The sequence below is a fragment of the Belliella marina genome (assembly GCF_042682445.1).
GTDB lineage: Bacteria > Bacteroidota > Bacteroidia > Cytophagales > Cyclobacteriaceae > Belliella > Belliella marina.
The window spans coordinates 212,681-234,839 of record NZ_JBHUHR010000001.1; the positions used below are offsets into that span (position 1 = coordinate 212,681).

Genomic DNA, 22,159 nt, shown 5'->3' on the forward strand with positions numbered 1-22,159 from the left:
TTTCCAATGATGAAGAGGAAAGTAAAAACAGTCTGTATATCGCCTTTTCTTTGCTAAAAATATTTTTGTAACTAGCTGTAAATAAATAAAATGAGATGTATTATTTGAATTTGCTCAATAGATTGAGTAAATTTACTCAATGAATAAAGTAAAATCAATGATGGGATATCAGAGACCGGAAACATCTTCCCTTTTGAAGCGACTGAAGGATGAGCCCAGAAGGTTTATTCAAGTGATCTATGGACCGAGGCAAGTCGGGAAGACAACTATGATTAGGCAGATTGCCTCAGAACTAACATATGCACATTTGTTGGTGGCTGCCGATGCTGTGCCTGCAGGAGACGGGATTTGGATAGCCCAGCAGTGGGAGCAGGCTAGGATTCACCAGGCAAAGATGCCAGACAAACCTTTCTTACTTGTAATAGATGAGGTGCAGAAGATTGACAATTGGAGTGAGCAAGTGAAGTCCGAGTGGGACAGGGATACTGCTGCCGGAATAGATATTCGACTTGTACTTCTGGGCTCTTCAAGGCTGATGTTACAGCAAGGTTTGACAGAGTCCCTGGCAGGTAGGTTTGAGGCCACTTATCTAGGCCATTGGTCCTATGGGGAAATGAAAGCAGCTTTTGGCTTGACTCCAGAGGAATTCGTTTGGTTCGGAGGCTATCCTGGGGCGATTGCCCTGAAAGGCGATGAAGATAGATGGAAAGGGTATGTCCGAGACTCCCTTCTGGAAACAAGTATTTCCAAGGATATCCTGATGCTGACCAGGGTAGATAAGCCTGCTTTGATGAAACGCCTATTTGAGTTGGGGTCGGTGTATTCTGGGCAAGTACTGAGTTTTACCAAAATCATGGGTCAGCTCAGTGATGCAGGGAACACGACCACCTTGGCAAATTATGTGGAATTGCTCAATGAAGCTGGGCTGTTGGGAGGTTTGGAGAAATTCAGCCCCAATATAGTAAGGAAACGATCTTCCAGCCCAAAATTCATTGTCCACAATACAGCGATCATGTCTGGCATCTCGAACGAGAGCTTCGATACTTTGCTGGAAAATCCAAAAACATGGGGTAGGTGGGTAGAGTCTGCTGTTGGAGCCCATCTAGTCAATCAATCTTTCAAAGATAAATACCTGACCATACATTATTGGAGGGAGGGGAATGATGAAGTGGATTATGTGGTGGAATATAAGAAAAAGGTGATTGCGCTAGAGGTAAAATCTGCCAAAACAGGTAAGCTTACAGGGCTCAATGCCTTCGATAAAAAATTCAAACCCCAAAAATCCTTGCTGATTGGAGCTGGGGGGATTCCTTGGCAAGAGTTTTTGGAGATGGATATGATTTCCTTATTTAAATAAAAGGACAGTCAAAATGGCTGTCCTTTTTCCTTAAAAAAATGTTTTTGTAATTATCTAAATTTCAATTAATTAAGTACGTTTTTTTGATTTTACTCAATGTATTGAGTAAAATTGCTCAATAGAGTGTGTGTTTTGATTTTCTTTGTTAGTTCAACCCTGTCTGCAACAGGGAGGCCCTTTCGGAGTTGTTGCTTCAATTGCCTATTTTGTGTCTTGGATTAAGCCGAGGCGGGTGCCATTGCAAATCTTGATTTTATTATTCTCTTAATTCGTTTTTTGCACTTCACAAAATAAACTTAGCGTATCTTTGCTCCTTTAAAATCTTTGCGTGAGGTCCCTCTTGTGTCTTGTGTCTAATGTTTCAAAAAGAATACCTCACCTGACTGCCTTTCTCCTGATCCAACTCGATTTTTGCATAGACTTCGATTTCTTGTTGCAATTCCTCGACGTGGGAGATGATGCCGACGATCCTGTTTTCGTGCCGAAGGGCTTTGAGGGTTTCGAAGACTACCCGGAGTGAATTTCTATCCAAAGCACCAAAACCTTCATCCAAGAAGAAGAAACTCTGATCGGCTTGGTTGAGGGATTTGACTTTCTCTGCCAAAGCCAAGGCCAGGCATAGCGATGCTTGGAAAGTCTGGCCACCTGAGAGGGTTTTTAGCAGTCGTTTTTTTCCACCGTTTAAATAGTCTACTACCCAGAAAGTATTGTTGTCATCGATCTCCAGACTCAGGCTGTTTTTGGTGAGTTTGTTGAACCTGATATTCGCTGTGTTGCAGAGTTCTTTGAGGTATATCGAACTCACATATTTTACAAAACCACTGCCTTTGAACAGTTTTTCCAGTTCTCTCAAGTTGCTTTCGCGATTCTCCAGCTTCCCATATGTTTCCTGGATCCTCTTTTTGTCCCTTAGCTTTTCTTTGCTTTCCCTGATCTCCCTGTCCAAGAGGGTGAACTCCTTTTTGATGGTATCCACAGCTTTAGCTTTTGCTTCCAAGCCGGTTTTCAGTTCTTCAAAAGATTCCTGATTAAAGCTGTTGATGCCTTCAGTTTTTTGGATCTCCTCTATCCGTGATTGTACCAAGTGAACCCTTTGTTCGAAATTCCGGATCTCAATTTCAACTTTGTCTGCATCCAATCTGTGGTGGAAAAGCTCAAATAATTTTTCCTCGTCTTCAAATCCATGTTCTGCTTTGAGTTGTGTGAATAGCTCCCGGAGTTCCCGGTTTTTTCTCTCAGCGTCATCCAGTGCTTTTTTGGAATTTTCCAGATTGGCCAAGTTTGTGGCTTGCTTGGCTCTGATTTCGACCAATACTTTTTGGATTCCATTGAGGAGATCAGCTGTTTTGTCAATGTCCATTTGGACTTTTTGGATAGTAAGGAGGATGCTTGCTGCGTCTTTTTCAAAAAACGGATGGCAGAAGCCCATGTCTTTGATGTCGTTTCTTTTGGAATTTTGTAGGGTGTGGAGTGTCAGTAAGCCTTGCTCTAGGCCCCGGAGTTTTTGTTCCTCTGCTTCCAATCCTGCTTTTTCATCTTGCCAATTTTTTTTCCAAGTTTTCAGTTCTTTGCCTTGGACCTCCCTTTTTTGGATGGCTGTTTCTGTGTCTTGGAGAAAGCGGTGCACTGCATGCATATCTTCGAATTTTTGCTGCTTGAGCTTTTCTTCCAGTTTTTTGAATTCTATGTCCAACGACAGCACTTCAGAATTTTTGGATTCGAGTAGTTGGGAGATAGTCTCTTTTTTGAAGTTGAATTCGGCCAGTTTTTTTGAAAATTCAACAAGCTCCTCGATTGTGCTTCTACACTTTTCAATATCGCTTTCCAGGTCTTTTAAGAACGAATCCTGATTATCGATAAATAAAGGTTCTGGATGCTCTAGGGCGCCGCAAAGAGGGCATGGTTTTCCATCTTCCAATAAGTGGATGTGTGCGCTCAGTCCCCTTTTTTGGATCAGTTTGTCCCTTTTCGATTCCGATTCCCTAATCTGATTCTTTAATGTAGCCGTCCAGGATTCGAATGAGGTTTCATGGGCAGGGATTTCTTTTTGGAGCGAAGTGATTCCATCTTGAATCCCAATTATCGAACCCTCCAGACTCTTGATTTCTGAACCCAGGCTTTTTTTGGATTTTGTCCAAGTTTCCCAATCTTTTACGGCACTCTTAAGTTCAGCAAGTTGGTTGCTGTCTGGAATTGGATTGCCGTCCAGTTCTGCTTCCAGTGTATTGATTTTTGTTTCCAGCAATTGTTGGGCTGATTTTTTCGCTTCCAGATGAGGGCGGATTACGTCTATTTCATTTTCGGTGTCTTTGATTTTTTCTTGGATTTCTTGGATTTCTTTGACTTTTTCCAGATCCCTGATTTTTGATTCCCTTTCGGATTTTTTGTTGGCTTTCTCTTTGAGGTCGGCTTCCTCGGATTCTTTTTGTTCGGTTTCTTTGGTGTAATTTTCTTTGAACCGTTCACAGTCAATCAGGCTCACCCTGTGTTTTTCTATTTCTTTATTCTTCTCTTCTATCTGATCCCAAATAGGTTTGAGGTAGGTTTTTGCCTTTAGAAAATCCTTGTAGACTGCTTTTTTCTCTTCAATTGCCGCTTTTTTGGATTCCAGTTCAGCCCATTCTTTTTGGAAATTCTGGAGTGATAGGTATAATGCTTGGATTTGTTCCTGTTTTTTGAAGGAGCTGTCTGCTTTTTGAAATTCTTTTTCCAAAACACCTGCCTGCTCTGCAATGTGTTTTATTTCTTTCTCCTTTTCTTCAACAAGCTCATCGGTGTAGCCTTCCAAGATGTCCAGATGGGTTTTTTGGATTGTTTTTTCATGCAGGACATTTTTTAGGAGGCTTCCCGTTTTTTGGCTAAGATCAAATCTTTCCAGTCCAAACAATTCCTTCATCATCTCAGCTCTTGGTCCGGGCGTGAGGTCAATAAACTCCTTGAACTTTCCTTGCGGTATGATCACAGTCTGCTTGAAATGCTCCTTTTTCATCCCCAATATTTCCTCACCTCTTAGTGTCAATGGTTGAAGTTCTGTTGCTGTTTTGAGGTAAAAAGTATGTTCTGCAGCCTTGACGTCATCAAATTTTTTAGGGTTGCGTTTGGTACTGTATCTTGCGATGTAGGTGTTGCTGTTGTTTTTCCCAGCCTTAAATTCAAAATTGATCAATAAACTCTCGCTTTGGAGGTTGACCATGCTGGTTTTTTCTCCACGGTCAGAAAGCCGCTCGGTACTTCCATACAGGGCAAGCAGTATAGCTTCCAAAATGGATGATTTGCCACTTCCAACAGCGCCAAAAATCCCAAATAGCCCAGCGGCTGTCAGTTGGTCAAATTCTATGGTTTGCTTCTCTTTGTAGGAATAAAGCCCTTGTATTTCCAGTTTGATAGGGATCATAAATCTTCGTTTTGACTGATTACTTCCTTGAAAATATCTATCAATTCAGCATTTGGTTCTTGGCCTTTTTCACTTTTGTAATACATATTGAAAAGTGTCACCATGTCCTTGCCGAGGTCTTCGACTTTTAGGCTCAGGCTTTCCTGTCCTTTTGGGTTGAGGATTTCGGGGATAAGATTGACGATGCCGTCATGGGCTTTTATGATGGCTTTTCTTGTGTCTGCATCGATCGCATGCTCTGTGGCGAATGTGATCTCTACAAAACAGTAGGGGTTTTCTTCCAGCCATGCCAGTGTATCCTCAAGGTTTTCGAAGCGTTTTCTGAATAAAGGACGCCCTTTCTTGAGTGGAATTGCTTCATAAGTGATGTCTTTGTTGGGTTCTGCATGGATGATGACGACTCTTTTTTCCTGATCAGCTTCGCTAAATGAATAGGCAAGGGGAGAGCTTGAATATACTACTGGTACGGGGGATTTGCTGACCGCATGATATCTGTGCAAATGACCGAGTGCTGCATACTGTATTTCTGAAGGAATATTGGAAGTATAGAGCGCCTGTGCTCCCCCAACATGCAGGATTGGGCGCTCACTTTCTGGTTCCGCTTCGGGTTTCTCGCCTTCTTTGACAAAGAAAAAATGTCCGGTGAAAAGATTGATGCCATTTTGATCGCAGTATTTGTCGGCAATACTTCGCCATTTTTTGGCTAGGATATTTCTCATCTCGGCTTCTCTGTCTTCTTCTCCCAAATAGGTTTTGAGCAAGACCTCATTGGCATAAGGAGCTAAGATAATCCGGATGGGGTCATTGTGCTTTGGGAGTTTGAGTTCGAGAAATCCCGATTCAGAATTGAGGACTTCAATTCCATTGTCCAACTTGCCAACAGGGATGATGGAATCATATCTGCTATAGAAAAAGATGCCCATCTCCCTTGCCAAAGGGTCTGGTGCTTCGACGAATTGTGTGCTGTCATGATTGCCTGAGATGGCGATGATCGGTCTTTCCCCATTTTTGGATAATCTTCTCAGGGTTTTGTATAGCAGCTCGACTGCTTCATGGCTGGGATTGAAGCTGTCAAAAATATCTCCCGCAAGCAATACCAAGTCAATTGATTGATCATCTGCAACTTGGATGATTTCTTCCAGAACCAGTTTTTGTTCTTCCATTCTCGGAAAATCCTGTAATCTTTTGCCCAGATGCCAATCTGCTGTGTGTAGGATTTTGATCATAATTTAAAAGTCAATAGTGGTTTTTTCGATAAAATATTTTAAATTCGTCAGCTTTGAGATTTCAATGGGGATTTAAAGTTAGAGCCTTCTTGCTACCATTGCAAATGAGGTTCTGATAATTGACAGAAATTGGCACATAATTTGCCAAGCAAGCGCATATGAAAACAGTATTTATAACACTATTTTTTGTCTTGACAGGGATAATTTCCGCAGAAGCACAAGTGGAAGAATTGGAGATCGAGACGCCATTTTCACCAATCGATTCTACTTTTTTGATCCAAGAAGGGGTTGCAAGCTACTACGGTACTCGATTTCACTTGAGAAAGACAGCAAATGGTGAAGTCTACAACATGGAGGAGATGACCGCTGCGCACAAAAACCTTCCGTTTGGGACGATGCTTAGGGTTGTGAACCTGAAAAACAACAAAGAAGTATGGGTAAGGGTGAATGATAGGTTGCCTCCAAATTCCAAAAGAGTGGTTGATTTGTCAAAAGGAGCCGCAAGGGAGCTGGGGATGATCAGAGACGGTGTTGTCAGGGTTCGTTTGGAAGTTCCAGACCAAGAGACGATAGTGTCGTTGATGGAGTATTTTGAAGAAGGTAAGCCAGAAGATATCCGGTTGAGACTGTACCCGGTGCCGATAGAAGTTTCCCGACCAGCTATTGAACTGTTGGAATTGATGATGGACTTGCCAAGCGAGTTGGTTTTGTCACGTGGAAGGTAGGTTTGTTGCTTTTCTTGAATTCGTTTTTCAGAAATCTTAATTCTTTATAGCGTACAGCCTTCTTTTTGATTTTAGGAGTTTATGCCGTAACCCCAAAAATTTTCCTGAGCTGTATCGTGTTTATATGACTGTCATTTCAATCTTGGCAAGAAACATGCTTTCCTTCTGTCAATAGTCAAATTCCAAACGGTTTTTTGTACCAAGCGAATTTTCAAATAAAGAAGACCTTTACGGATTCGTAAAGGTCTTCTTTATTCATTGGTGTACCCAGGTACAAAGAGAGGATTGGATGGTCTTCAGAAGGATAAGAGAAGTGAGGAAGAGAAGAGCATCAAGGCTGTAGAGACAACCAAGTCATCAGAGGCTTTGGATCAATTGCTATATGGCAAGCATTTCAAGAAGCTGTATTCTGACTCAGCATTTGTAGAGACATTCTGATTAATTACATTAGAAACTAACAAAAAAAACATCTGAGTATCAGCCCAGATGTTTTTCATATATGATTGATTTTTATTTTAAACTACACTCAAGAGTTCTTCTCCTAACTTGTGTACTCCTTCCAATACTTTTTCTCTATTGCTAGGTCTTGGTGTTACTCTTCCGGTGATGTAGTGTCCCAATTGTCTTTCGTTGATTCCTGTTACTCTCGCCAAAGCTGCACGGGTCACTTTCCCATCAAGTAGTTTTAGTAACGCCTGTGTATTTGCTTCAAACTCCAACTCGTATTCTCCTTTAAGTAATTCAGGGATTTCGTCACCATCTTCTTTCATTCCCTCCAAGTGGAATTCCAATGCCTCACGATAGCTTTCTTTTACTCCTTCAAATGTATCATTGGTAGCAACGCAGCCGGGTACTACTTCGCTGTAAGCTCCATAGTTGTCCAACCAGGTGATTTGTACTTTGATCTTTTCCATGATTTTTTCCGATTTACTTATCTACGATTTATTTTTGAAAGGAAGTTAGCTTATCGCCATCCTGCTTGTTTCCAAATACTGTTTAGAAGTTCCTGACTCAAAGTGTCGCTCTCCTTGCCGTTTACAGTTACTTTCCCTTTTTTGGTTGGGTGTTTGTACTGTCGGTGGCTGGTCCCTTTGTGCTTGCTTAAATACCACCCGTCTTTGATTGGCATTTTGAGAACTTCTTTTACTTTCAGTTTTCTCATCCTCTATCATTTAACCACCCTACAAATGTAGTGAAAATACTACATATTGAAAATTTTTAGGTAAAAATGTAGTGAAAATACTATGTTTCTATTCTTTAAGCTTTAAGGAAATATCCTGAAGTTAAAGAATAAAAATATTTCAAAAAGTTCGGTGGGAAAACGTAGAGGTGATGAATTCTTTCTTTTTTGTCTCAATCCAAAGAGGCCATAAAAAAAGCTCCATCTAATAAAAGAAGGAGCTTTTTTTGTTTTTTGTACCCAGGGCCGGAGTCGAACCGGCACGCCCGAAGGCATTGGTGTTTGAGACCAACGCGTCTACCAATTCCGCCACCTGGGCTTTTCAATTTCCCCGTTCCTTGCTGAACGGGATGCAAATATGATGACTATTTTTTTTCTGTGCAAGCCTCTCAGGGCAGTTCATCGATTTTTTTTGCACTAAATGCTACAGGTTTTTCTGAGAAAAGTGGCTTTGTTACACTCCAGACAGATTTAAATAGTTCAGAATCACGGTATTGATTCAGCGCTTTTTCGTCTTCCCAAAAGCTGTACGTCATGAAAATATTTTTAAAATTTTTATCCTGCCAAAGCTCCAAGTGATGACAACCGGGAGAATTTCTGATTTTTTCTTTATTCTGGTTGAAGTTTTCCAGGAATTCTTCCACTTTTTCTTTGTGAAAAGTCATTCTTACCACTCGCTTCAGCATCCTATTCGGTTGTTTCAAAGTTGATATAAATAGGACTGTCCAGCCTCAAACCCAATAAATCAGAACCATGCCCATGGTTGATGCCGATTTCCAACAAATCAAGGCTGTTGAAAAAAGCAAAGCAATCTCCAGGTTCCACATTGTCGTAGGATTTGTTGATTTTGGTCAACCCTTCCCTGCTAAATTCGATGACGAACTTCCCGGGATTCAGTTTTTCAAATGCATCTTTTCTGATGTTGGTGATCAGGTTGCCATAATTGTCTACCCTTACCACGTGCCCTACAATCTGCTTTCTGGTAGCTTTGAACTGTCTGGACATCATCTTTTTCATTTGCATCAGTGGCCCTCCAAAATCATGGATTGCTGCGCCTGAAGCAACCTTGGCTGCAATGGGTGCCAAGATGTCTTTCGCAGGAAATGTGCTGTCTTTGAGATGGATATCGGCAAATTGAACGATAATTCCGGGGTCGTAATCTGCCAAAAGGCTCAAAACACCATTGTTCGGGCCAATGAAAATATGTTCTTCCAATTTGATTCCTATGAATCCATCTGTCATGCTGCTCGTTCCATTCAGGGCAACCAGGTGTACCGTCCCTTTCGGGAAATCTTTGTACACAGCCCTCAGGATGAAAGCCGCATGGGCGATGTCGTAGGTGTCTATCTTATGGGAGATATCTATGATGTTCAGTTGGGGATTGATGGATAACATTTTCGCCTTTACTGCCGGAACATAATAGTCTCCGTCTCCAAAATCTGAAATGAATGTTACCAGTGCCATATAAGCAAGTCGATTAAAATTTATATTTTTGTAATAAGTATGAACAAAAGTAGGGATTTTATCCTTACACCATAAACAAACATCTAAATCAAATTCAATAGATTGGTAGAAAAAGTAATTACTTTAGAAAATATTTCGCTGCTGGACTTTTTGGGCTCAGAAAACGAGAATATCCGACAGATTGCTGCTGCTTTTCCACAAAGCAAGATTGTTTCCAGAGGCAATGAAATCAGGATTCAAGGTCGTGCGCCTGAGATCTTGAGAATCAATGATGTGATCAATATGTTGCTGCAGCATTTCAACCGATTCGGACATATTACACCTGACCATGTGAAAGAATATATCACCTTGGAAGGTGTTCCTTTTGAAGAAAACCAAAGGAATGACGTCATCGTGTATGGCAACAAGGGACTTGTGGTCAAGCCAAAGTCTGCCAATCAACGTAAGTTGGTTGAGGCAGCCTTCAAGAATGACTTGGTTTTTGCCCTTGGCCCCGCAGGGACTGGGAAGACCTATATAGCTGTAGCCTTGGCTGTCCGTGCATTGAAAAACAGGGAGGTGAAAAGAATCATCATTACAAGACCTGCTGTTGAAGCAGGGGAAAACCTTGGCTTCTTGCCGGGGGATCTCCAGGAAAAGTTGGATCCTTACCTCAGGCCTATTTATGATGCTTTGAGTGATATGGTTCCTTCTGAGAAATTGAAATTCTATCAGGAGACAAGGGTGATTGAGATTGCTCCCTTGGCGTACATGAGGGGGAGGACGCTACACGATGCCTTTGTTTTGCTGGATGAAGCGCAAAACACTACAAGTGAGCAGATCAAGATGTTTCTCACGCGAATGGGGCCAAACTCCAAGGTGATCATCACAGGTGACCAGACCCAAGTAGATCTTCCAAAGAGACAAAAATCAGGACTGAGTGAGTCACTCCATGTCCTCAAGGATGTCAAAGGTATAGGGGTGGTGAATTTGAGTGGCAAAGATGTAATTAGACATAAACTGGTCAAATCCATCATCGAAGCCTACGAAAAAGATGAAGCCTACAAAATGGAAAAGCGAGATGAATATAAAAGTAGAAAAAATAAAGACGAAGGAACAGCTTGATCTGATTTTCAAGATTCGTGAAGAGGTTTTTGTAGTAGAGCAACGTGTGGATCCAAAAGAGGAGTACGATGAATTCGAGGAAATATCTACGCACTTTTACGCATCTGTAGATGGCCAGGCAGCTGGGACTGCAAGGTGGAGATTTACCAATAATGGCATCAAATTAGAGCGTTTTGCTGTGTTGGAATCAATGAGGGGCAAGGGAGTGGGACAGGCTTTGGTAAAGGCGGTTGTCGATGATATTGCAGAAACAAAAGATGCCAAAGGGAAATTGCTGTACATGCATGCACAATTGACCGCAATTCCTCTTTATGCCAAATTTGGATTTGAAAAAGTTGGCGAGATGTTTGAAGAATGTAACATAATGCATTACCAAATGGAAAAGTATTTATAATTTTGCACAAGTTTTTATCTATTTAAACTAAATTTTAAAAGTCATGAACAAATTATTACTATCAGTATTCGCTTTTTTTCTGTTGACTGTAACAGTATCTGCACAGACTTCTATGGAAAAAGATCACAGCACAGGGGAAATCAAACTTAACTTTCTCAATACCATATTGCTAGGTTCGGTTGAGGTTGGTTACGAGCATTTTATCGAAGAAGACCAGTCAATTGGGGTAGAGATCCATTTTAATGATCGGTTTGCCTATGTCAATACAAATGACGACAAGAGCTTTAGCGCGACCTCATTGATGGCATCATACAATTTTTATTTTGTAGGTGATGAAAATGGGAAGTTATACCTTTCTCCATTTGCAAAGTACAGATTTGGGGAATTCACGGAAGTTGTAGATAACATCACCAACACAGTAGATATGAACAGTTTCCTCATCGGATTGGGAGGAGGATACAAGTGGGTTTTCAATGACAAATTTGCTTTTGGTCCATATGCATCTATCGCAAGGGGATTCAGCAAAGAAGTGAATGACAGGTTTGCAGCTGTAGAATTTAAGGCAGGATTCTCTGTAGGATACAGATTCTAAGAAGATAAACGTTTATCATATAGTTAAAGGAGCTAGAAATAGCTCCTTTTTTCATTTTTATTCATTAAATTGAATTAAACTTTTCGTGTTTATGAGATTTAGTGAGTTCCCTTTTTTAAGATACTCCTTCTTTTTTGTTTTGGGAGTATTGTTATACCCGGTTTTTGGGGAAGTGCCATTGATGTGGCTGGGACTTGCTTTGTCGGGAGTTTATTTGACCTACCTGGTATTGGTTCTGGTCAATAAGGCAAATAAGGTTTATTCTTTCGGCACTATGATTCCGGCTTTAGCTTATTTGCAGTTGATCCTTGCAGGGATTGTCTTGACCGCAACCAAAGATATTTGCAACCAAAAGGATCATTTGCTCAATTATGAAGGTAATGTGAATTCATATTTTGCAGTGGTATTGGCAAATGATGAGCCCAAACCCAATTCTATCGCAAATAGGGTAAAGGTATTGGCGGTGATGGATTCGGTTGGTGCAAAATTAGAAGTCAATGCAGAAGTGAAGGTGTATCACAAAGGTCTTGGAGGTATGGATCCAGGTGATTTGCTGATTGTTTCTGGTGCTCCCCAGCAAATCGATCCTCCCAAAAACCCCAATGAGTTTCATTACAAAGATTTTATGCTTAGGCAGCAAATTGGACATAGTCATTATATAGGTGACAACTTTTTGAAAGTAGGCAAACAAACTATTCAGCCGATTGAAGATTACTTCTTGGGGATCAGGTCTAGAATCATGCGGAATATGGATAGTTTGATCCTAGATAGCCATGCCAACCAAGTAGCAAAGGCATTGCTTCTGGGGCAGAAGAAAAATCTTGAAAAAGAAGTGAACGAAGCTTATGTCACGGCTGGAGCCATGCATGTATTGGCTGTGTCGGGATTGCATGTCGGGATTATTTATGGTTTCTTTTTCCTATTTATCAAACCTTATCGATTGAAGGTTTGGAGGAGGGTTGTTTATCTTTCTTTGATCATCCTTTTGATTTGGGCGTATGCGCTCTTGACGGGAATGTCCCCCTCAGTCATGCGGGCAGCGACCATGTTTTCCCTGATGGCCTTGGCCCAAATGAAATCCAGAAGTCCTTCGATTTTCAATGCCATTGCATTGTCAGCTTTGGTTTTGTTGGTCTTTGATCCATTTTTGGTTTATGCTGTTGGATTCCAACTTTCATATTTGGCGTTGACGGGGATTCTATTGATTCAGCCGGTTTTGGTGAAATTGTGGCTTCCAAAGTCAAGGATTTTGGAATATGTTTGGCAAATAAGCACGGTAGGAGTCGCTGCCCAGTTGATGACATTTCCGGTTTCAGCCCATTATTTTCATGTCTTTCCAACCTACTTCATCCTTTCCAACTTAGTGGCTATACCGGGGGCATTTTTGATTATGGCTTTTGGTGTGCCTTTTATGCTTCTTTCCGAAATATCATTTTTGGCAGTTCCTCTGGCATGGATTACCGAGAAATTAATAATATTGGTCAATTTGTTGATTTTTGGGATACAGGGTTTCCCTTTTGCGAAAATTGGAGACATTTTCCTGAAAACTGATTTTATGATCATGTATCTCACCGTGCTCTTTTTGTTTTTGTTGCTTTGCACCAAACCAAAAAAATGGCAGGTCTATGCATTGATGACCGTTTTTTTAACATATGGGGTTTTCCAGTTTTCTCAGATATTTCAAAAAGACAACAAAGATTTGGTTATCTACAGTGTAGCTGAGGGTTTGGCTTTGGATTATCGGGATAGATATTTCTTTGATGCTGGAATTAGGCAATCGGATTTGTCCTATAAGGTAATGCCAAATAGAATGGCCAGTCAAGTTTACAATAGCCTCCCGTTGAGTGCTTTTGGTTATGATGGGGGATTGTTGGTTTGCTTGCCTGGTCAGGAAGATGTAATGGAAATTTCTAGCTCAGGGTTAATCAAGACTGGAGGTGGGGTTTTGTCTTTTTTTCGGTATGAAGAAGGTATTTGGGTTGGGCTTTCTGAAAAGGATAGTTTGGAAATTGGGGATAGTGCCTATAAATTGATATTTCAGGAATAAGCTTTTGGAAGAGCGGATGTTCTCCTCTATCTTTCCGTAAGGATGAAAATCAATTAATCAAACGAAACCCAAATTAAGGATGATGAAGCAACCAATACACAGTTTTGTCCAAGAAAGGATAGGTTACTTGGTATTGAACCGACCTGAAAAAAGAAATGCACTAAATGCCGAAATGGTAGAAGGAATGAAATCGGTCTTGGCTGATTTTGCCAATAACGACCAAGTCAAGATTGTTGTCATCAAAGCAACGGGCAAAGTGTTTTGTTCTGGTGCAGACTTGGAGTCATTGCAGGTAATGCAAACAAATACCTATGATGAAAACCTTGAAGATAGCAGGGGTTTGAAGGACTTGTTTTATAAGATATACACTTTCAACAAAGTGATAATAGCCCAAGTGCAGGGACATGCTTTGGCAGGAGGTTGCGGCTTGGCTACCGTTTGTGATTTTGTGTTTGCAGTGCCTGATGCCAAGTTTGGATACACAGAAGTGAAGATTGGTTTTGTGCCTGCGATCGTCAAGGTATTTCTTTTGAGAAAAATAGGTGAGGGTAAGGCAAAACAGCTGTTGTTGGATGCGGATCCTGTTTCGGCTTCTGAGGCCAAGGAATTTGGACTGATCAATTGGATTGTGGATGAAATGGAATTGGGAAAAAGGGTGTTTGATTATGCTCAAAAATTGGCGACCCAAAATTCGGGAACGGCGATGGGTTTGACCAAAGAAATGATCGCCAGGGTTCAGGAAAAAAGTTTGGAAGATGGCTTGGAATATGCAGCTTCTATGAATGCTAAAGCAAGAAGTTCCTTTGATTGTAAAAAGGGAATCGCTGCGTTTTTGAACAAAGAGTCGCTTAGTTGGTAAGATTTGGGTTAAGTTGTTGGAAAAATAAACAGCCCGAAAGAAATGTAATTATGTAAATGAAATGATTCTGAAAAATAACTATGTTGGAAAATGACATTTCATATAAAATCAGAGGTGCTATTTATGATGTATACAACGGATTGGGAGCAGGACTGTTAGAGTCTGTCTATGTGGCTGCTTTAGAGTGGGAGTTGATAAAGCAAGGACTTGATGTTAAGCGTGAAGTTCCAGTGCCTGTGTATTATAAGGATGTTAAATTGGATTTGGGGTTTAGAATAGATTTGCTGGTAGAAAACAAAGTAATTATCGAAGTCAAATCAGTTGAAAAACTTGCCGAAGTTCATCATAAACAGATATTGACATATTTGAAAATTACGGAATTAAAACTTGGTGTTTTAGTGAATTTCAATGTGGCAAGGATTAATGATGGGATATTTAGAAAAGTAAATGGATTATAGAAATGATTTTCCGGCAGATATTGCAGAAGTGGGATGGGTTGATTTTGACATTAAATTTCTTCAAAAAGGGATCAGAGAAAATCGGCGCAATTCGTGGGCTTTAATTTATCTCCCGCAGATCTCGCAGATTACCGCAGAAGTGGGATGGGTTGATTTTGATATTAGATTTCTTAAAAAAAGGGATCAGTGAAAATCAGCGCAATCCGTGGGCTTTAATTTATTTCCCGCAGATCTCGCAGATTACCGCAGAAGTGGGATGGGTTGATTCGAGATTAAATTTCTTCAAAAAGGGATCAGCGAAAATCAGCGCAATCAGCGGGCTTTAATTTATTTCCTGCAGATCTTGCAGATTACCGTAGAAGGGGGATGGGGTGATTTTGATATTAGATTTCTTCAAAAAGGGATTAGCGAAAATCAGCGCAATCCGCGGGCTTTAATTTATTCCCCACAGATCTCGCAGATTACCGCAGAAGTGGGATGGGTTGATTTTGATATTAGACTTCTTCAAAAAGGGATCAGCGAAAATCAGCGCAATGCGTGGACCTTAATTAATTTCCTGCAGATCTTGCAGATTACCGCAGAAGTGGGATGGGTTGATTTTGATATTAGATTTCTTCAAAAAGGGATCAGCGAATATCAGCGCAATCCGTGGGCTTTAATTTATTTCCCGCAGATCTCGCAGATTACCGCAGAAGTGGGATGTGTTGATTTTGATATTAAATTTCTTCAAAAAAGAAATCTCCCGCATATACAACAGAGCAGATAGTTTATACATGAAAACCAAAGCAATACAAATCCTCCAAAAGTATTTTGGGTACGCAGATTTCCGGCCGTCCCAATTGGATATCGTCCTGTCGGCGATGGAAGGGAAGGACTGTGTTGCTTTATTGCCAACAGGTGGGGGGAAATCCATCTGTTTTCAGGTTCCTGCTTTGGCCCAGGAAGGGATATGCTTGGTGGTAAGTCCACTTGTCGCATTGATGAAGGATCAGGTTGACAATTTGAGGAAAAGGGGAGTCCTCGCAGCTGCAGTATATTCGGGGATGAACAAACGAGAGATTGACACAATCCTAGACAATTGTGTTTATGGGAATTATAAATTTCTTTACGTCTCTCCCGAAAGGTTGAAGACTGAGATTTTCATCGAGCGATTTAAGAGGATGAATGTGAATCTCATAGCGATCGATGAGGCACACTGTATCTCCCAGTGGGGGTATGATTTTCGACCGCCATACTTGGAGATTGCCAAGATCAGGGAATACCACCCAGATGTGCCCTGCATGGCATTGACCGCTTCGGCTACTTTGAAAGTAAAAGATGATATCATAGAAAAGTTGGAGCTCAAAAATCCCAATGTCTTTGTCAAATCATTTTCCAGAAAAAATTTAAGCTATTCGGTACGGTTGGTTGAGAACAAAATCGAAAAGGCTATCCAAATACTCAGTAAAGTACCTGGTTCTGCGATCATTTATTCAAGAAATAGGAAAGGGACAAAAGAGATTGCAAAGGAGCTATTTCAAATGGGTGTTTCGGCTACCTTTTATCATGCAGGGTTGGATACGGCTACCCGTGAGCTGCGGCAGCAAGAGTGGAAAGCCAACAAAATCCGTGTCATGGTAGCCACCAATGCTTTCGGAATGGGGATAGACAAGCCTGATGTCCGCATGGTGATTCATTTGGATTTGCCCGAAAACCTGGAGAATTACTACCAAGAAGCGGGTAGGGCAGGCAGGGACGAGCTCAAGGCGTATGGGGTTCTGCTGACCAACGAACAGGATATCCAGAAGCTTACCGAGAGGGCGGCATTGGCATATCCCCCCATAGATTATTTGAAAAAGGTCTATCAGTCTTTGGCTAACCAATATAGAATTGCGGTAGGGAGCAGTCTTTTTGTTAGTTACGATTTCGATTTGACTGATTTTTGCCAGACTTATAGACTGGATGTCTTGCTTACCTACAATGCCATGAAAGTGCTGCAGGAAGAAGGTTTGGTGGAATTGAATGAAAGCTTTTTCTCTCCATCGACTATACATTTTCTGGTCAACCAATCTAAGCTTTATGAATTTCAGATTGCAAATGCCCGGTTGGACCCTTTGATTAAAGCCCTTTTGAGGACCTATGGCGGAGAGCTTTTTATGGAGTATATCAAGATCCAAGAGCCAAAGCTCTCCAAAACCCTGAATATCCCCGAAGGGGAGTTGGTGAAGCAGCTGGAACTGTTGGATCAGTTTGGTGTATTGGCTTACCACAAAAGGAAAGAAAAACCACAAGTGACGTTCCTTACACCGCGCTATGATGCCGGGAAGCTGCCATTGGATACAAAAAGGATTGCCGAAAGAAGGGAAAATGCAATTTCCAAAGCGGCTTCTATGGTGGCATACATCCAGAACGAAAACCTGTGCAGGGCCAATCAGATCTCACAGTATTTTGGAGAAAAAAGTGATCACTTTTGCGGGATATGCGATGTATGTGTTCGGCGGAGAAAGCAGGGAGAGGAGATGGATCGTGAGCTTAGGTCAAAAATCATTCAAACTTTAAGTGATGGAAAAACGTTTTCTCTAGAGTCCCTGTCAAATGCGCCTGGGCTGAAAGATGATCAGGATACACTCAGTGTCTTGAGGGATTTGGAGGATGAAGGGAAAATAGTCTCTGAGCCGGATGGTACATACAAACTGAAAAAATAATGGCCTCATTTATTGATGATATTATCGGGAAAATATTCCCAAACAAAAAATCACCGATCAAGCACAGGGAGAATTTCACCCAATCCCATGATGCTGAGGAATATACGCGGCAGTGGTTGGGTTCTGAGGAAGGGAAGTTTTTGATGGATTTGGTTCAGAAGAATTATCATTTCAAAACATCAGGTATGAATGCAGCCCCTGAGGTGCATATTTTGAATTCTCCATATGCCAATGGTTTTGCAGTTTCGTATGAAAGCCCCTTTGATCCGAAAAGTTTTTCCCAACTTTTCTTTGCATTTGGTCAGCGAATGTTAGATTTGGGATATCAAAAAATCAGTTTGGACAGGAAAATTGAAGAGATTAATGATGATGTGAAGACTACAGAAAAGCAGTATTTTAAACCCCCAATGGGTAGTGTCGATATCTCCAAAAGGATAGACCAACTCTACGGAAATGTAAGTGTGGAGAAGGTTAGCGTCAATGAAAAGCCTAGCTTTCTTAAAATTCTGGTGACAGTATATTCTGACCATCTTTACTCAAAAGCGAGGCCTTTTGAGCAGTTTATTGAAGACATATTTGAAAATTAGTATCCCATGGATAGAATAATATTGAGGCAAAGTCTCGAAAATTACAGAACACCCTTTGAAGAAGAGTCGGAATTTGTTGATGAATTTATTGAGTTGACCTTTGATGATTCTGCATTTTTGAGATCAAGACTGGAAGGTCATTTTACAGGTTCTGCTTGGATAGTCAACAAAAGAAGAACACATACCTTACTGACATTGCATAAAAAACTCAACCGTTGGTTACAGTTGGGAGGGCATGCGGATGGAGTGGAAAATCTCCTGGAAGTGTCTATGCAGGAAGCGCGGGAAGAAAGTGGGTTGACATCTCTGAGGTTGGTTGGCAATGGGATATTTGATATTGATAAACATATCATTCCCCAAAAGGGAGATATTCCCGAGCATTTCCATTACGATGTCAGGTATCTGATAGAGGCTGAGTTGAACGAACCCTTGACCATCAGCAATGAAAGCACAGACTTGGCATGGATACCGTTTGATTCGGTAGATGACATGGTGGGACACAATCCGTCCATTCTTAGGATGTTGGAAAAAACGAGTAGGTCAGAATTTGCGCTGTGATGATGAAGAAAATGACGATAGGGGAGGTGAAATCCTCCTTTTCTTTTTTTGTGCCAATCCAAGTCAGGTACTCTGATATTGATGGTTATTTGCATGTGAATAATGGGATTTATTTCAACTATTTCGAGCATGCACGTGCAGCGTATCTATATAAGGTTTGCGATTGGGATATCATGACTTTGGGTACGGTAGTGGCCAATGTGAATATTGATTATTTCACACCGATACATGCCCATGACTCTCCTGTGGTCTATATCAAATGTACCCATGTTGGCAACTCATCATTTGTCCTTGAGCAGGTGGTTTTGGGGCAAACCCATGATGGGGAAGAGAAGATTTTTGCCAAGGCTAGTACTACTATGGTGTGCATAGATATGAAGACGATGAAGCCCGTGCCGGTCCCAAAAGAATACGCATCAAAAATGAAAAACAGCTCTTCGGTAGCAGGATAAATCCTTATCTTTGCACCCAAAATAATAGAGACGTGAATAGAAGAATCTTTTGGATATTGGCAGTCATTTTGATGGCTGGATGTGGTGCTTCGGAGCAAGAGTTGTTTGACCATGGAGTAGAATCACTTGAAAAAGCAGAGTTTTCCAAAGCGATAGGCTATTTTGATCGGGTGATTGAAAAGAATGAACTCAATACCTCCGCCCACAATGCAAAAGGTGTGGCACTATTTCAGCAAGGGAAATTTGATGAGGCTGTTGTCGCATTTACAGGATCTATAAATATAGATTCTACTTCATACAAGCCTTTTTTTAATAGGGGAAATGCCTATTTGGAGAAGAAAGCCTACAAAGAGGCAGTCCGCGATTATAATTTTGCCAATGGACTGGATCCACAACAGACAGATATTTACTACAATAGGGGATTGGCACTTTTGGCATTGGAGGAGTATGAGGATGCGGTGATGGATTTTGATTTGGCACTTCAAGTCAACCCCAATCAGGCATTGGTACAGTTCAATAAGGCGAAAGCACAATTGGGGAATAATGATCCACTGGGAGGAATGGAGTCTTTGGTCAATGCCATTAATTTGGATGGGGAGAATGGGGCAGCATATTATCTCTTGGGAGTGACCCAATTGAGTGCACTTGGACAGAAGGAAGATGGATGTGCCAACCTGAAAATGGCTTTGAGCTTGGGGTATGAAGATGCCAAAACATGGGTTGATGATTTTTGTCAAGATTGATGGATGGCAGAGATAGGAAAAGATATTGCAAAAGCGAAGCAAATACTGGAAGCTGGAGACCTGGTGGGGATTCCTACAGAGACAGTCTATGGCCTTGCGGGAAATGCACTGGATGTAAACGCAGTTTCTAAAATTTTCGAAACTAAAAATAGGCCAAGTTTTGATCCCCTGATTTTACACACATCAAGTGTAGATAGGGTTTTGGATTTCGTAATTGAAGTCCCTGATGCTTTAAAGGTCCTTGCTGATTCTTTTTGGCCGGGTCCCCTGACATTATTGCTTCCAAGGAAAAGCATTGTTCCGGATTTGGTTACAAGTGGATTGGATACTGTTGCGGTGAGGATTCCATCCCATCCGTTGACGAAGGAATTACTGTCGGTTTTGGATTTTCCATTGGCAGCACCCAGCGCAAACCCATTTGGATATATCAGCCCAACACAAGCGAGCCATGTAAATGACCAACTTGGAAGTAAGGTCAATTATATCCTAGATGGAGGTCCTTGCGAAGTGGGCTTGGAAAGTACCATAGTTGGCCTGGAAAATGGAGAGGTCACCGTTTACAGATTGGGGGGGATAGATTTGAGATCGATCGAAGATAAAGTAGGGAAAATACGTCAAATAGCCCACTCTACCAGTAATCCCAAAGCTCCAGGATTGCTTCAAAGCCACTATTCTCCGACAAAGCCATTTGTTTTGGGGGAATTGGATAAACTTATAGAGACTTATTCAAATAAAGGAATCGAATTTGCTGTAATGAGCTTTAGTGATTCCCATGAATCGGTTGAAAAGAATAGAAAAATCATACTCAGTCCGAATGCAGACCTCCATGAAGCGGCCAAAAACCTCTTTGCATCCATGAGGATTTTGGATAGCATGGATGTTTCTGTAATTTTAGCAGAGCTTTTGCCGGAAGAAGGCCTCGGCAGAGCTGTCAATGACAGGTTGCGTAGGGCGGCAGTGCAGCAATAGCCCCATTGAGTATCATCGATAATTGAACCTAATAAACACTATAAAACATGAACAAGAGAATTAAAAATGTTGATAACCTTGACTTTTCTGGAAAGAAAGCATTGGTGAGGGTTGATTTTAATGTCCCATTGGATGAGCATTTGAATGTGTCTGATGGAACCAGGATCAGTGCAGCGATTCCTACCATTCAGAAAATATTGAAAGATGGAGGGTCGGTTATTTTGATGTCCCACCTGGGAAGACCAAAAGATGGACCAACCGATAAATACTCCTTGAAACACATAGTGACGGAATTGCAAAAATCAGCAGGGACAAAAGTGAAGTTTGCACCGGATTGTATTGGACAGGAAGCCGTGCAATTGGCACAAGGTCTTCAACCGGGAGAGATTTTGCTTTTGGAAAACCTTAGATTCTACAAAGAAGAAGAAAAGGGTGATGAGGTTTTTGCAAAAAAATTGGCAGCTTTGGGAGATGTATATGTCAATGATGCTTTTGGTACTGCACATAGGGCGCATGCTTCTACAGCAGTCATTGCCCAATTTTTCGATACCAAAGTATGTGGATATCTATTGCAATCAGAATTGGAGAATGCTGATAAGGTAATGGAATTGCCGGAAAGACCTTATACTGCCATCATGGGAGGTGCCAAAATCACGGATAAAATATTGATCATTGAAAGGTTGTTGGATAAAGTAGACAACTTGATTATTGGTGGAGGGATGTCTTACACCTTTGCCAAAGCCAAAGGCGGATCGATCGGTGACTCTCTGTGTGAGATGGACAAACTGGACTATGTATTGGAACTGATGGAGAAAGCCAAGTCAAAAGGCGTTAACCTGGTGCTTCCTGTCGATACTGTGATTTCCAAAGCTTTTGCCAATGATGCTGAGCAGGGATTGGCAGTGAGTGGTGAGATTCCTGACGGTTGGATGGGATTGGATATCGGACCAGAAACCAGAAAGCAATTTGCCGAAGTTGTCAAAAGCTCAAAAACTATTCTTTGGAATGGTCCAATGGGTGTATTTGAGATGAGTAGTTTTGTGCATGGTACAGTAGCCATCGCTGAAGCCGTTGCAGAAGCGACAGTAGGAGGTGCATTTTCATTGATTGGTGGAGGTGACTCTGCAGCAGCAGTCAATAAGTTTGGCTTTACAGACAAAGTGTCCTACGTTTCTACCGGAGGTGGTGCATTGCTGGAGCACATGGAAGGCAAGGTGCTCCCTGGGGTAGCTGCTTTGGAGCCTTAGGATTTGTTTGAAACATAAAAAAAAACCGCTGTCTGAGAAGATGGCGGTTTTTTTTTATATATGAACCTGAGTTCGACTATTCTCACTTTGTCAACCTGCCTGCCGGCAGGCAGGAACGG

General features: G+C 41.4%; 24 protein-coding genes and 1 tRNA gene. 18 read left to right on the forward strand and 7 right to left on the reverse strand.

Annotated features, from left to right (window positions below; genetic code table 11):
• Positions 1-160 precede the first annotated feature (160 nt).
• The gene (locus ACFSKL_RS00820) at positions 161-1,357 is read left to right on the forward strand and encodes an ATP-binding protein (protein ID WP_376882697.1); all 1,197 of its coding nucleotides are present in this window, start codon (positions 161-163) and stop codon (positions 1,355-1,357) included.
• A gap of 361 nt (positions 1,358-1,718) precedes the next feature.
• Here the strand turns inward: ACFSKL_RS00820 and ACFSKL_RS00825 are convergent, their stop codons facing one another.
• Positions 1,719-4,751: an SbcC/MukB-like Walker B domain-containing protein gene (locus ACFSKL_RS00825; RefSeq protein WP_376882470.1), complete on the reverse strand. Its 3,033-nt coding sequence runs from the start codon at positions 4,749-4,751 to the stop codon at positions 1,719-1,721.
• The gene (locus ACFSKL_RS00830; protein WP_376882472.1) at positions 4,748-5,977 is read right to left on the reverse strand and encodes a metallophosphoesterase family protein; all 1,230 of its coding nucleotides are present in this window, start codon (positions 5,975-5,977) and stop codon (positions 4,748-4,750) included. Before ACFSKL_RS00830 ends, ACFSKL_RS00825 begins: the two co-directional genes overlap by 4 nt.
• A 158-nt stretch (positions 5,978-6,135) precedes the next feature.
• Between ACFSKL_RS00830 and ACFSKL_RS00835 the strand changes: the two genes are divergently transcribed.
• Both ACFSKL_RS00835 and ACFSKL_RS00840 read left to right on the forward strand, forming a co-directional pair.
• Positions 6,136-6,702: a septal ring lytic transglycosylase RlpA family protein gene (locus ACFSKL_RS00835; protein ID WP_376882475.1), complete on the forward strand. Its 567-nt coding sequence runs from the start codon at positions 6,136-6,138 to the stop codon at positions 6,700-6,702.
• 261 nt (positions 6,703-6,963) lie between these two features.
• Complete coding sequence (locus ACFSKL_RS00840) at positions 6,964-7,140, forward strand: hypothetical protein (protein WP_376882478.1); 177 nt, start codon at positions 6,964-6,966, stop codon at positions 7,138-7,140.
• A 77-nt stretch (positions 7,141-7,217) separates the two neighbouring features.
• Here the strand turns inward: ACFSKL_RS00840 and ACFSKL_RS00845 are convergent, their stop codons facing one another.
• The 5 genes from ACFSKL_RS00845 to ACFSKL_RS00865 all read right to left on the reverse strand — a co-directional run bounded on the left by ACFSKL_RS00845 (position 7,218) and on the right by ACFSKL_RS00865 (position 9,346).
• Positions 7,218-7,616, reverse strand: a complete 399-nt coding sequence (locus ACFSKL_RS00845) for a type II toxin-antitoxin system HicB family antitoxin (protein WP_376882481.1) — start codon at positions 7,614-7,616, stop codon at positions 7,218-7,220.
• Between the two features lie 50 nt (positions 7,617-7,666).
• Positions 7,667-7,864, reverse strand: a complete 198-nt coding sequence (locus ACFSKL_RS00850; RefSeq protein WP_376882483.1) for a type II toxin-antitoxin system HicA family toxin — start codon at positions 7,862-7,864, stop codon at positions 7,667-7,669.
• 255 nt (positions 7,865-8,119) lie between these two features.
• Positions 8,120-8,201 (reverse strand) — tRNA-Leu (locus ACFSKL_RS00855).
• Positions 8,202-8,271: 70 nt separating this feature from the next.
• Positions 8,272-8,568 (reverse strand): putative quinol monooxygenase, encoded by a 297-nt coding sequence (locus ACFSKL_RS00860; RefSeq protein ID WP_376882485.1) that lies wholly within the window; start codon positions 8,566-8,568, stop codon positions 8,272-8,274.
• 1 nt (position 8,569) lies between these two features.
• Positions 8,570-9,346, reverse strand: a complete 777-nt coding sequence (locus ACFSKL_RS00865; RefSeq protein ID WP_376882488.1) for an SAM hydrolase/SAM-dependent halogenase family protein — start codon at positions 9,344-9,346, stop codon at positions 8,570-8,572.
• A 102-nt stretch (positions 9,347-9,448) separates the two neighbouring features.
• Here ACFSKL_RS00865 and ACFSKL_RS00870 point away from each other — a divergent pair, with 102 nt between their 5' ends.
• The 15 genes from ACFSKL_RS00870 (at position 9,449) to ACFSKL_RS00940 (ending at position 22,040) form a co-directional block, all read left to right on the forward strand.
• The gene (locus tag ACFSKL_RS00870; RefSeq protein WP_376882490.1) at positions 9,449-10,450 is read left to right on the forward strand and encodes a PhoH family protein; all 1,002 of its coding nucleotides are present in this window, start codon (positions 9,449-9,451) and stop codon (positions 10,448-10,450) included.
• A complete protein-coding gene (locus tag ACFSKL_RS00875; protein WP_376882493.1) occupies positions 10,407-10,844 on the forward strand; it encodes a GNAT family N-acetyltransferase in 438 nt (145 codons plus the stop codon). Before ACFSKL_RS00870 ends, ACFSKL_RS00875 begins: the two co-directional genes overlap by 44 nt.
• Before the next feature lie 43 nt (positions 10,845-10,887).
• Positions 10,888-11,436, forward strand: coding sequence for a DUF3575 domain-containing protein (locus ACFSKL_RS00880; RefSeq protein ID WP_376882496.1), 549 nt, complete (start codon positions 10,888-10,890; stop codon positions 11,434-11,436).
• A 91-nt stretch (positions 11,437-11,527) separates the two neighbouring features.
• Complete coding sequence (locus ACFSKL_RS00885; RefSeq protein WP_376882498.1) at positions 11,528-13,483, forward strand: ComEC/Rec2 family competence protein; 1,956 nt, start codon at positions 11,528-11,530, stop codon at positions 13,481-13,483.
• Positions 13,484-13,562: 79 nt separating this feature from the next.
• Positions 13,563-14,342 carry an enoyl-CoA hydratase/isomerase family protein gene (locus ACFSKL_RS00890; RefSeq protein WP_376882501.1) on the forward strand — a complete coding sequence of 260 codons (780 nt, stop codon included), beginning with the start codon at positions 13,563-13,565 and terminating at the stop codon, positions 14,340-14,342.
• An 80-nt stretch (positions 14,343-14,422) separates the two neighbouring features.
• On the forward strand, positions 14,423-14,800 hold the full coding sequence (locus tag ACFSKL_RS00895; RefSeq protein ID WP_376882503.1) for a GxxExxY protein: 378 nt from the start codon (positions 14,423-14,425) through the stop codon (positions 14,798-14,800).
• Positions 14,790-14,990, forward strand: a complete 201-nt coding sequence (locus ACFSKL_RS00900; protein WP_376882505.1) for a hypothetical protein — start codon at positions 14,790-14,792, stop codon at positions 14,988-14,990. The genes ACFSKL_RS00895 and ACFSKL_RS00900 overlap by 11 nt, the downstream gene beginning before the upstream one ends.
• A 153-nt stretch (positions 14,991-15,143) precedes the next feature.
• The gene (locus ACFSKL_RS00905; protein ID WP_376882507.1) at positions 15,144-15,566 is read left to right on the forward strand and encodes a hypothetical protein; all 423 of its coding nucleotides are present in this window, start codon (positions 15,144-15,146) and stop codon (positions 15,564-15,566) included.
• Between the two features lie 7 nt (positions 15,567-15,573).
• On the forward strand, positions 15,574-17,484 hold the full coding sequence (locus tag ACFSKL_RS00910) for a RecQ family ATP-dependent DNA helicase (protein ID WP_376882509.1): 1,911 nt from the start codon (positions 15,574-15,576) through the stop codon (positions 17,482-17,484).
• Complete coding sequence (locus tag ACFSKL_RS00915; RefSeq protein WP_376882511.1) at positions 17,484-18,071, forward strand: hypothetical protein; 588 nt, start codon at positions 17,484-17,486, stop codon at positions 18,069-18,071. The genes ACFSKL_RS00910 and ACFSKL_RS00915 overlap by 1 nt, the downstream gene beginning before the upstream one ends.
• A 6-nt stretch (positions 18,072-18,077) precedes the next feature.
• Positions 18,078-18,629, forward strand: a complete 552-nt coding sequence (locus tag ACFSKL_RS00920; protein WP_376882514.1) for an NUDIX hydrolase — start codon at positions 18,078-18,080, stop codon at positions 18,627-18,629.
• Positions 18,629-19,081, forward strand: a complete 453-nt coding sequence (locus ACFSKL_RS00925) for an acyl-CoA thioesterase (protein WP_376882516.1) — start codon at positions 18,629-18,631, stop codon at positions 19,079-19,081. Before ACFSKL_RS00920 ends, ACFSKL_RS00925 begins: the two co-directional genes overlap by 1 nt.
• Before the next feature lie 71 nt (positions 19,082-19,152).
• Entirely contained in the window at positions 19,153-19,824 is a 672-nt protein-coding gene (locus tag ACFSKL_RS00930) for a tetratricopeptide repeat protein (protein ID WP_376882700.1), read from the forward strand.
• Positions 19,825-19,827: 3 nt separating this feature from the next.
• Positions 19,828-20,793 carry an L-threonylcarbamoyladenylate synthase gene (locus tag ACFSKL_RS00935; protein ID WP_376882519.1) on the forward strand — a complete coding sequence of 322 codons (966 nt, stop codon included), beginning with the start codon at positions 19,828-19,830 and terminating at the stop codon, positions 20,791-20,793.
• Between the two features lie 47 nt (positions 20,794-20,840).
• Positions 20,841-22,040, forward strand: a complete 1,200-nt coding sequence (locus tag ACFSKL_RS00940) for a phosphoglycerate kinase (protein ID WP_376882521.1) — start codon at positions 20,841-20,843, stop codon at positions 22,038-22,040.
• Positions 22,041-22,159 lie beyond the last annotated feature (119 nt).

Coding starts and splice junctions, on each gene's coding strand:
- ACFSKL_RS00820 (WP_376882697.1), top strand. CDS start 161: ATGGGATATCAGAGACCGGAAACATCTTCCCTTTTGAAGCGACTGAAG.
- ACFSKL_RS00825 (WP_376882470.1), bottom strand. CDS start 4,751: ATGATCCCTATCAAACTGGAAATACAAGGGCTTTATTCCTACAAAGAG.
- ACFSKL_RS00830 (WP_376882472.1), bottom strand. CDS start 5,977: ATGATCAAAATCCTACACACAGCAGATTGGCATCTGGGCAAAAGATTA.
- ACFSKL_RS00835 (WP_376882475.1), top strand. CDS start 6,136: ATGAAAACAGTATTTATAACACTATTTTTTGTCTTGACAGGGATAATT.
- ACFSKL_RS00845 (WP_376882481.1), bottom strand. CDS start 7,616: ATGGAAAAGATCAAAGTACAAATCACCTGGTTGGACAACTATGGAGCT.
- ACFSKL_RS00850 (WP_376882483.1), bottom strand. CDS start 7,864: ATGAGAAAACTGAAAGTAAAAGAAGTTCTCAAAATGCCAATCAAAGAC.
- ACFSKL_RS00860 (WP_376882485.1), bottom strand. CDS start 8,568: ATGCTGAAGCGAGTGGTAAGAATGACTTTTCACAAAGAAAAAGTGGAA.
- ACFSKL_RS00865 (WP_376882488.1), bottom strand. CDS start 9,346: ATGGCACTGGTAACATTCATTTCAGATTTTGGAGACGGAGACTATTAT.
- ACFSKL_RS00875 (WP_376882493.1), top strand. CDS start 10,407: ATGAATATAAAAGTAGAAAAAATAAAGACGAAGGAACAGCTTGATCTG.
- ACFSKL_RS00880 (WP_376882496.1), top strand. CDS start 10,888: ATGAACAAATTATTACTATCAGTATTCGCTTTTTTTCTGTTGACTGTA.
- ACFSKL_RS00885 (WP_376882498.1), top strand. CDS start 11,528: ATGAGATTTAGTGAGTTCCCTTTTTTAAGATACTCCTTCTTTTTTGTT.
- ACFSKL_RS00890 (WP_376882501.1), top strand. CDS start 13,563: ATGATGAAGCAACCAATACACAGTTTTGTCCAAGAAAGGATAGGTTAC.
- ACFSKL_RS00895 (WP_376882503.1), top strand. CDS start 14,423: ATGTTGGAAAATGACATTTCATATAAAATCAGAGGTGCTATTTATGAT.
- ACFSKL_RS00900 (WP_376882505.1), top strand. CDS start 14,790: ATGGATTATAGAAATGATTTTCCGGCAGATATTGCAGAAGTGGGATGG.
- ACFSKL_RS00910 (WP_376882509.1), top strand. CDS start 15,574: ATGAAAACCAAAGCAATACAAATCCTCCAAAAGTATTTTGGGTACGCA.
- ACFSKL_RS00915 (WP_376882511.1), top strand. CDS start 17,484: ATGGCCTCATTTATTGATGATATTATCGGGAAAATATTCCCAAACAAA.
- ACFSKL_RS00920 (WP_376882514.1), top strand. CDS start 18,078: ATGGATAGAATAATATTGAGGCAAAGTCTCGAAAATTACAGAACACCC.
- ACFSKL_RS00925 (WP_376882516.1), top strand. CDS start 18,629: ATGATGAAGAAAATGACGATAGGGGAGGTGAAATCCTCCTTTTCTTTT.
- ACFSKL_RS00930 (WP_376882700.1), top strand. CDS start 19,153: ATGGCTGGATGTGGTGCTTCGGAGCAAGAGTTGTTTGACCATGGAGTA.
- ACFSKL_RS00935 (WP_376882519.1), top strand. CDS start 19,828: ATGGCAGAGATAGGAAAAGATATTGCAAAAGCGAAGCAAATACTGGAA.
- ACFSKL_RS00940 (WP_376882521.1), top strand. CDS start 20,841: ATGAACAAGAGAATTAAAAATGTTGATAACCTTGACTTTTCTGGAAAG.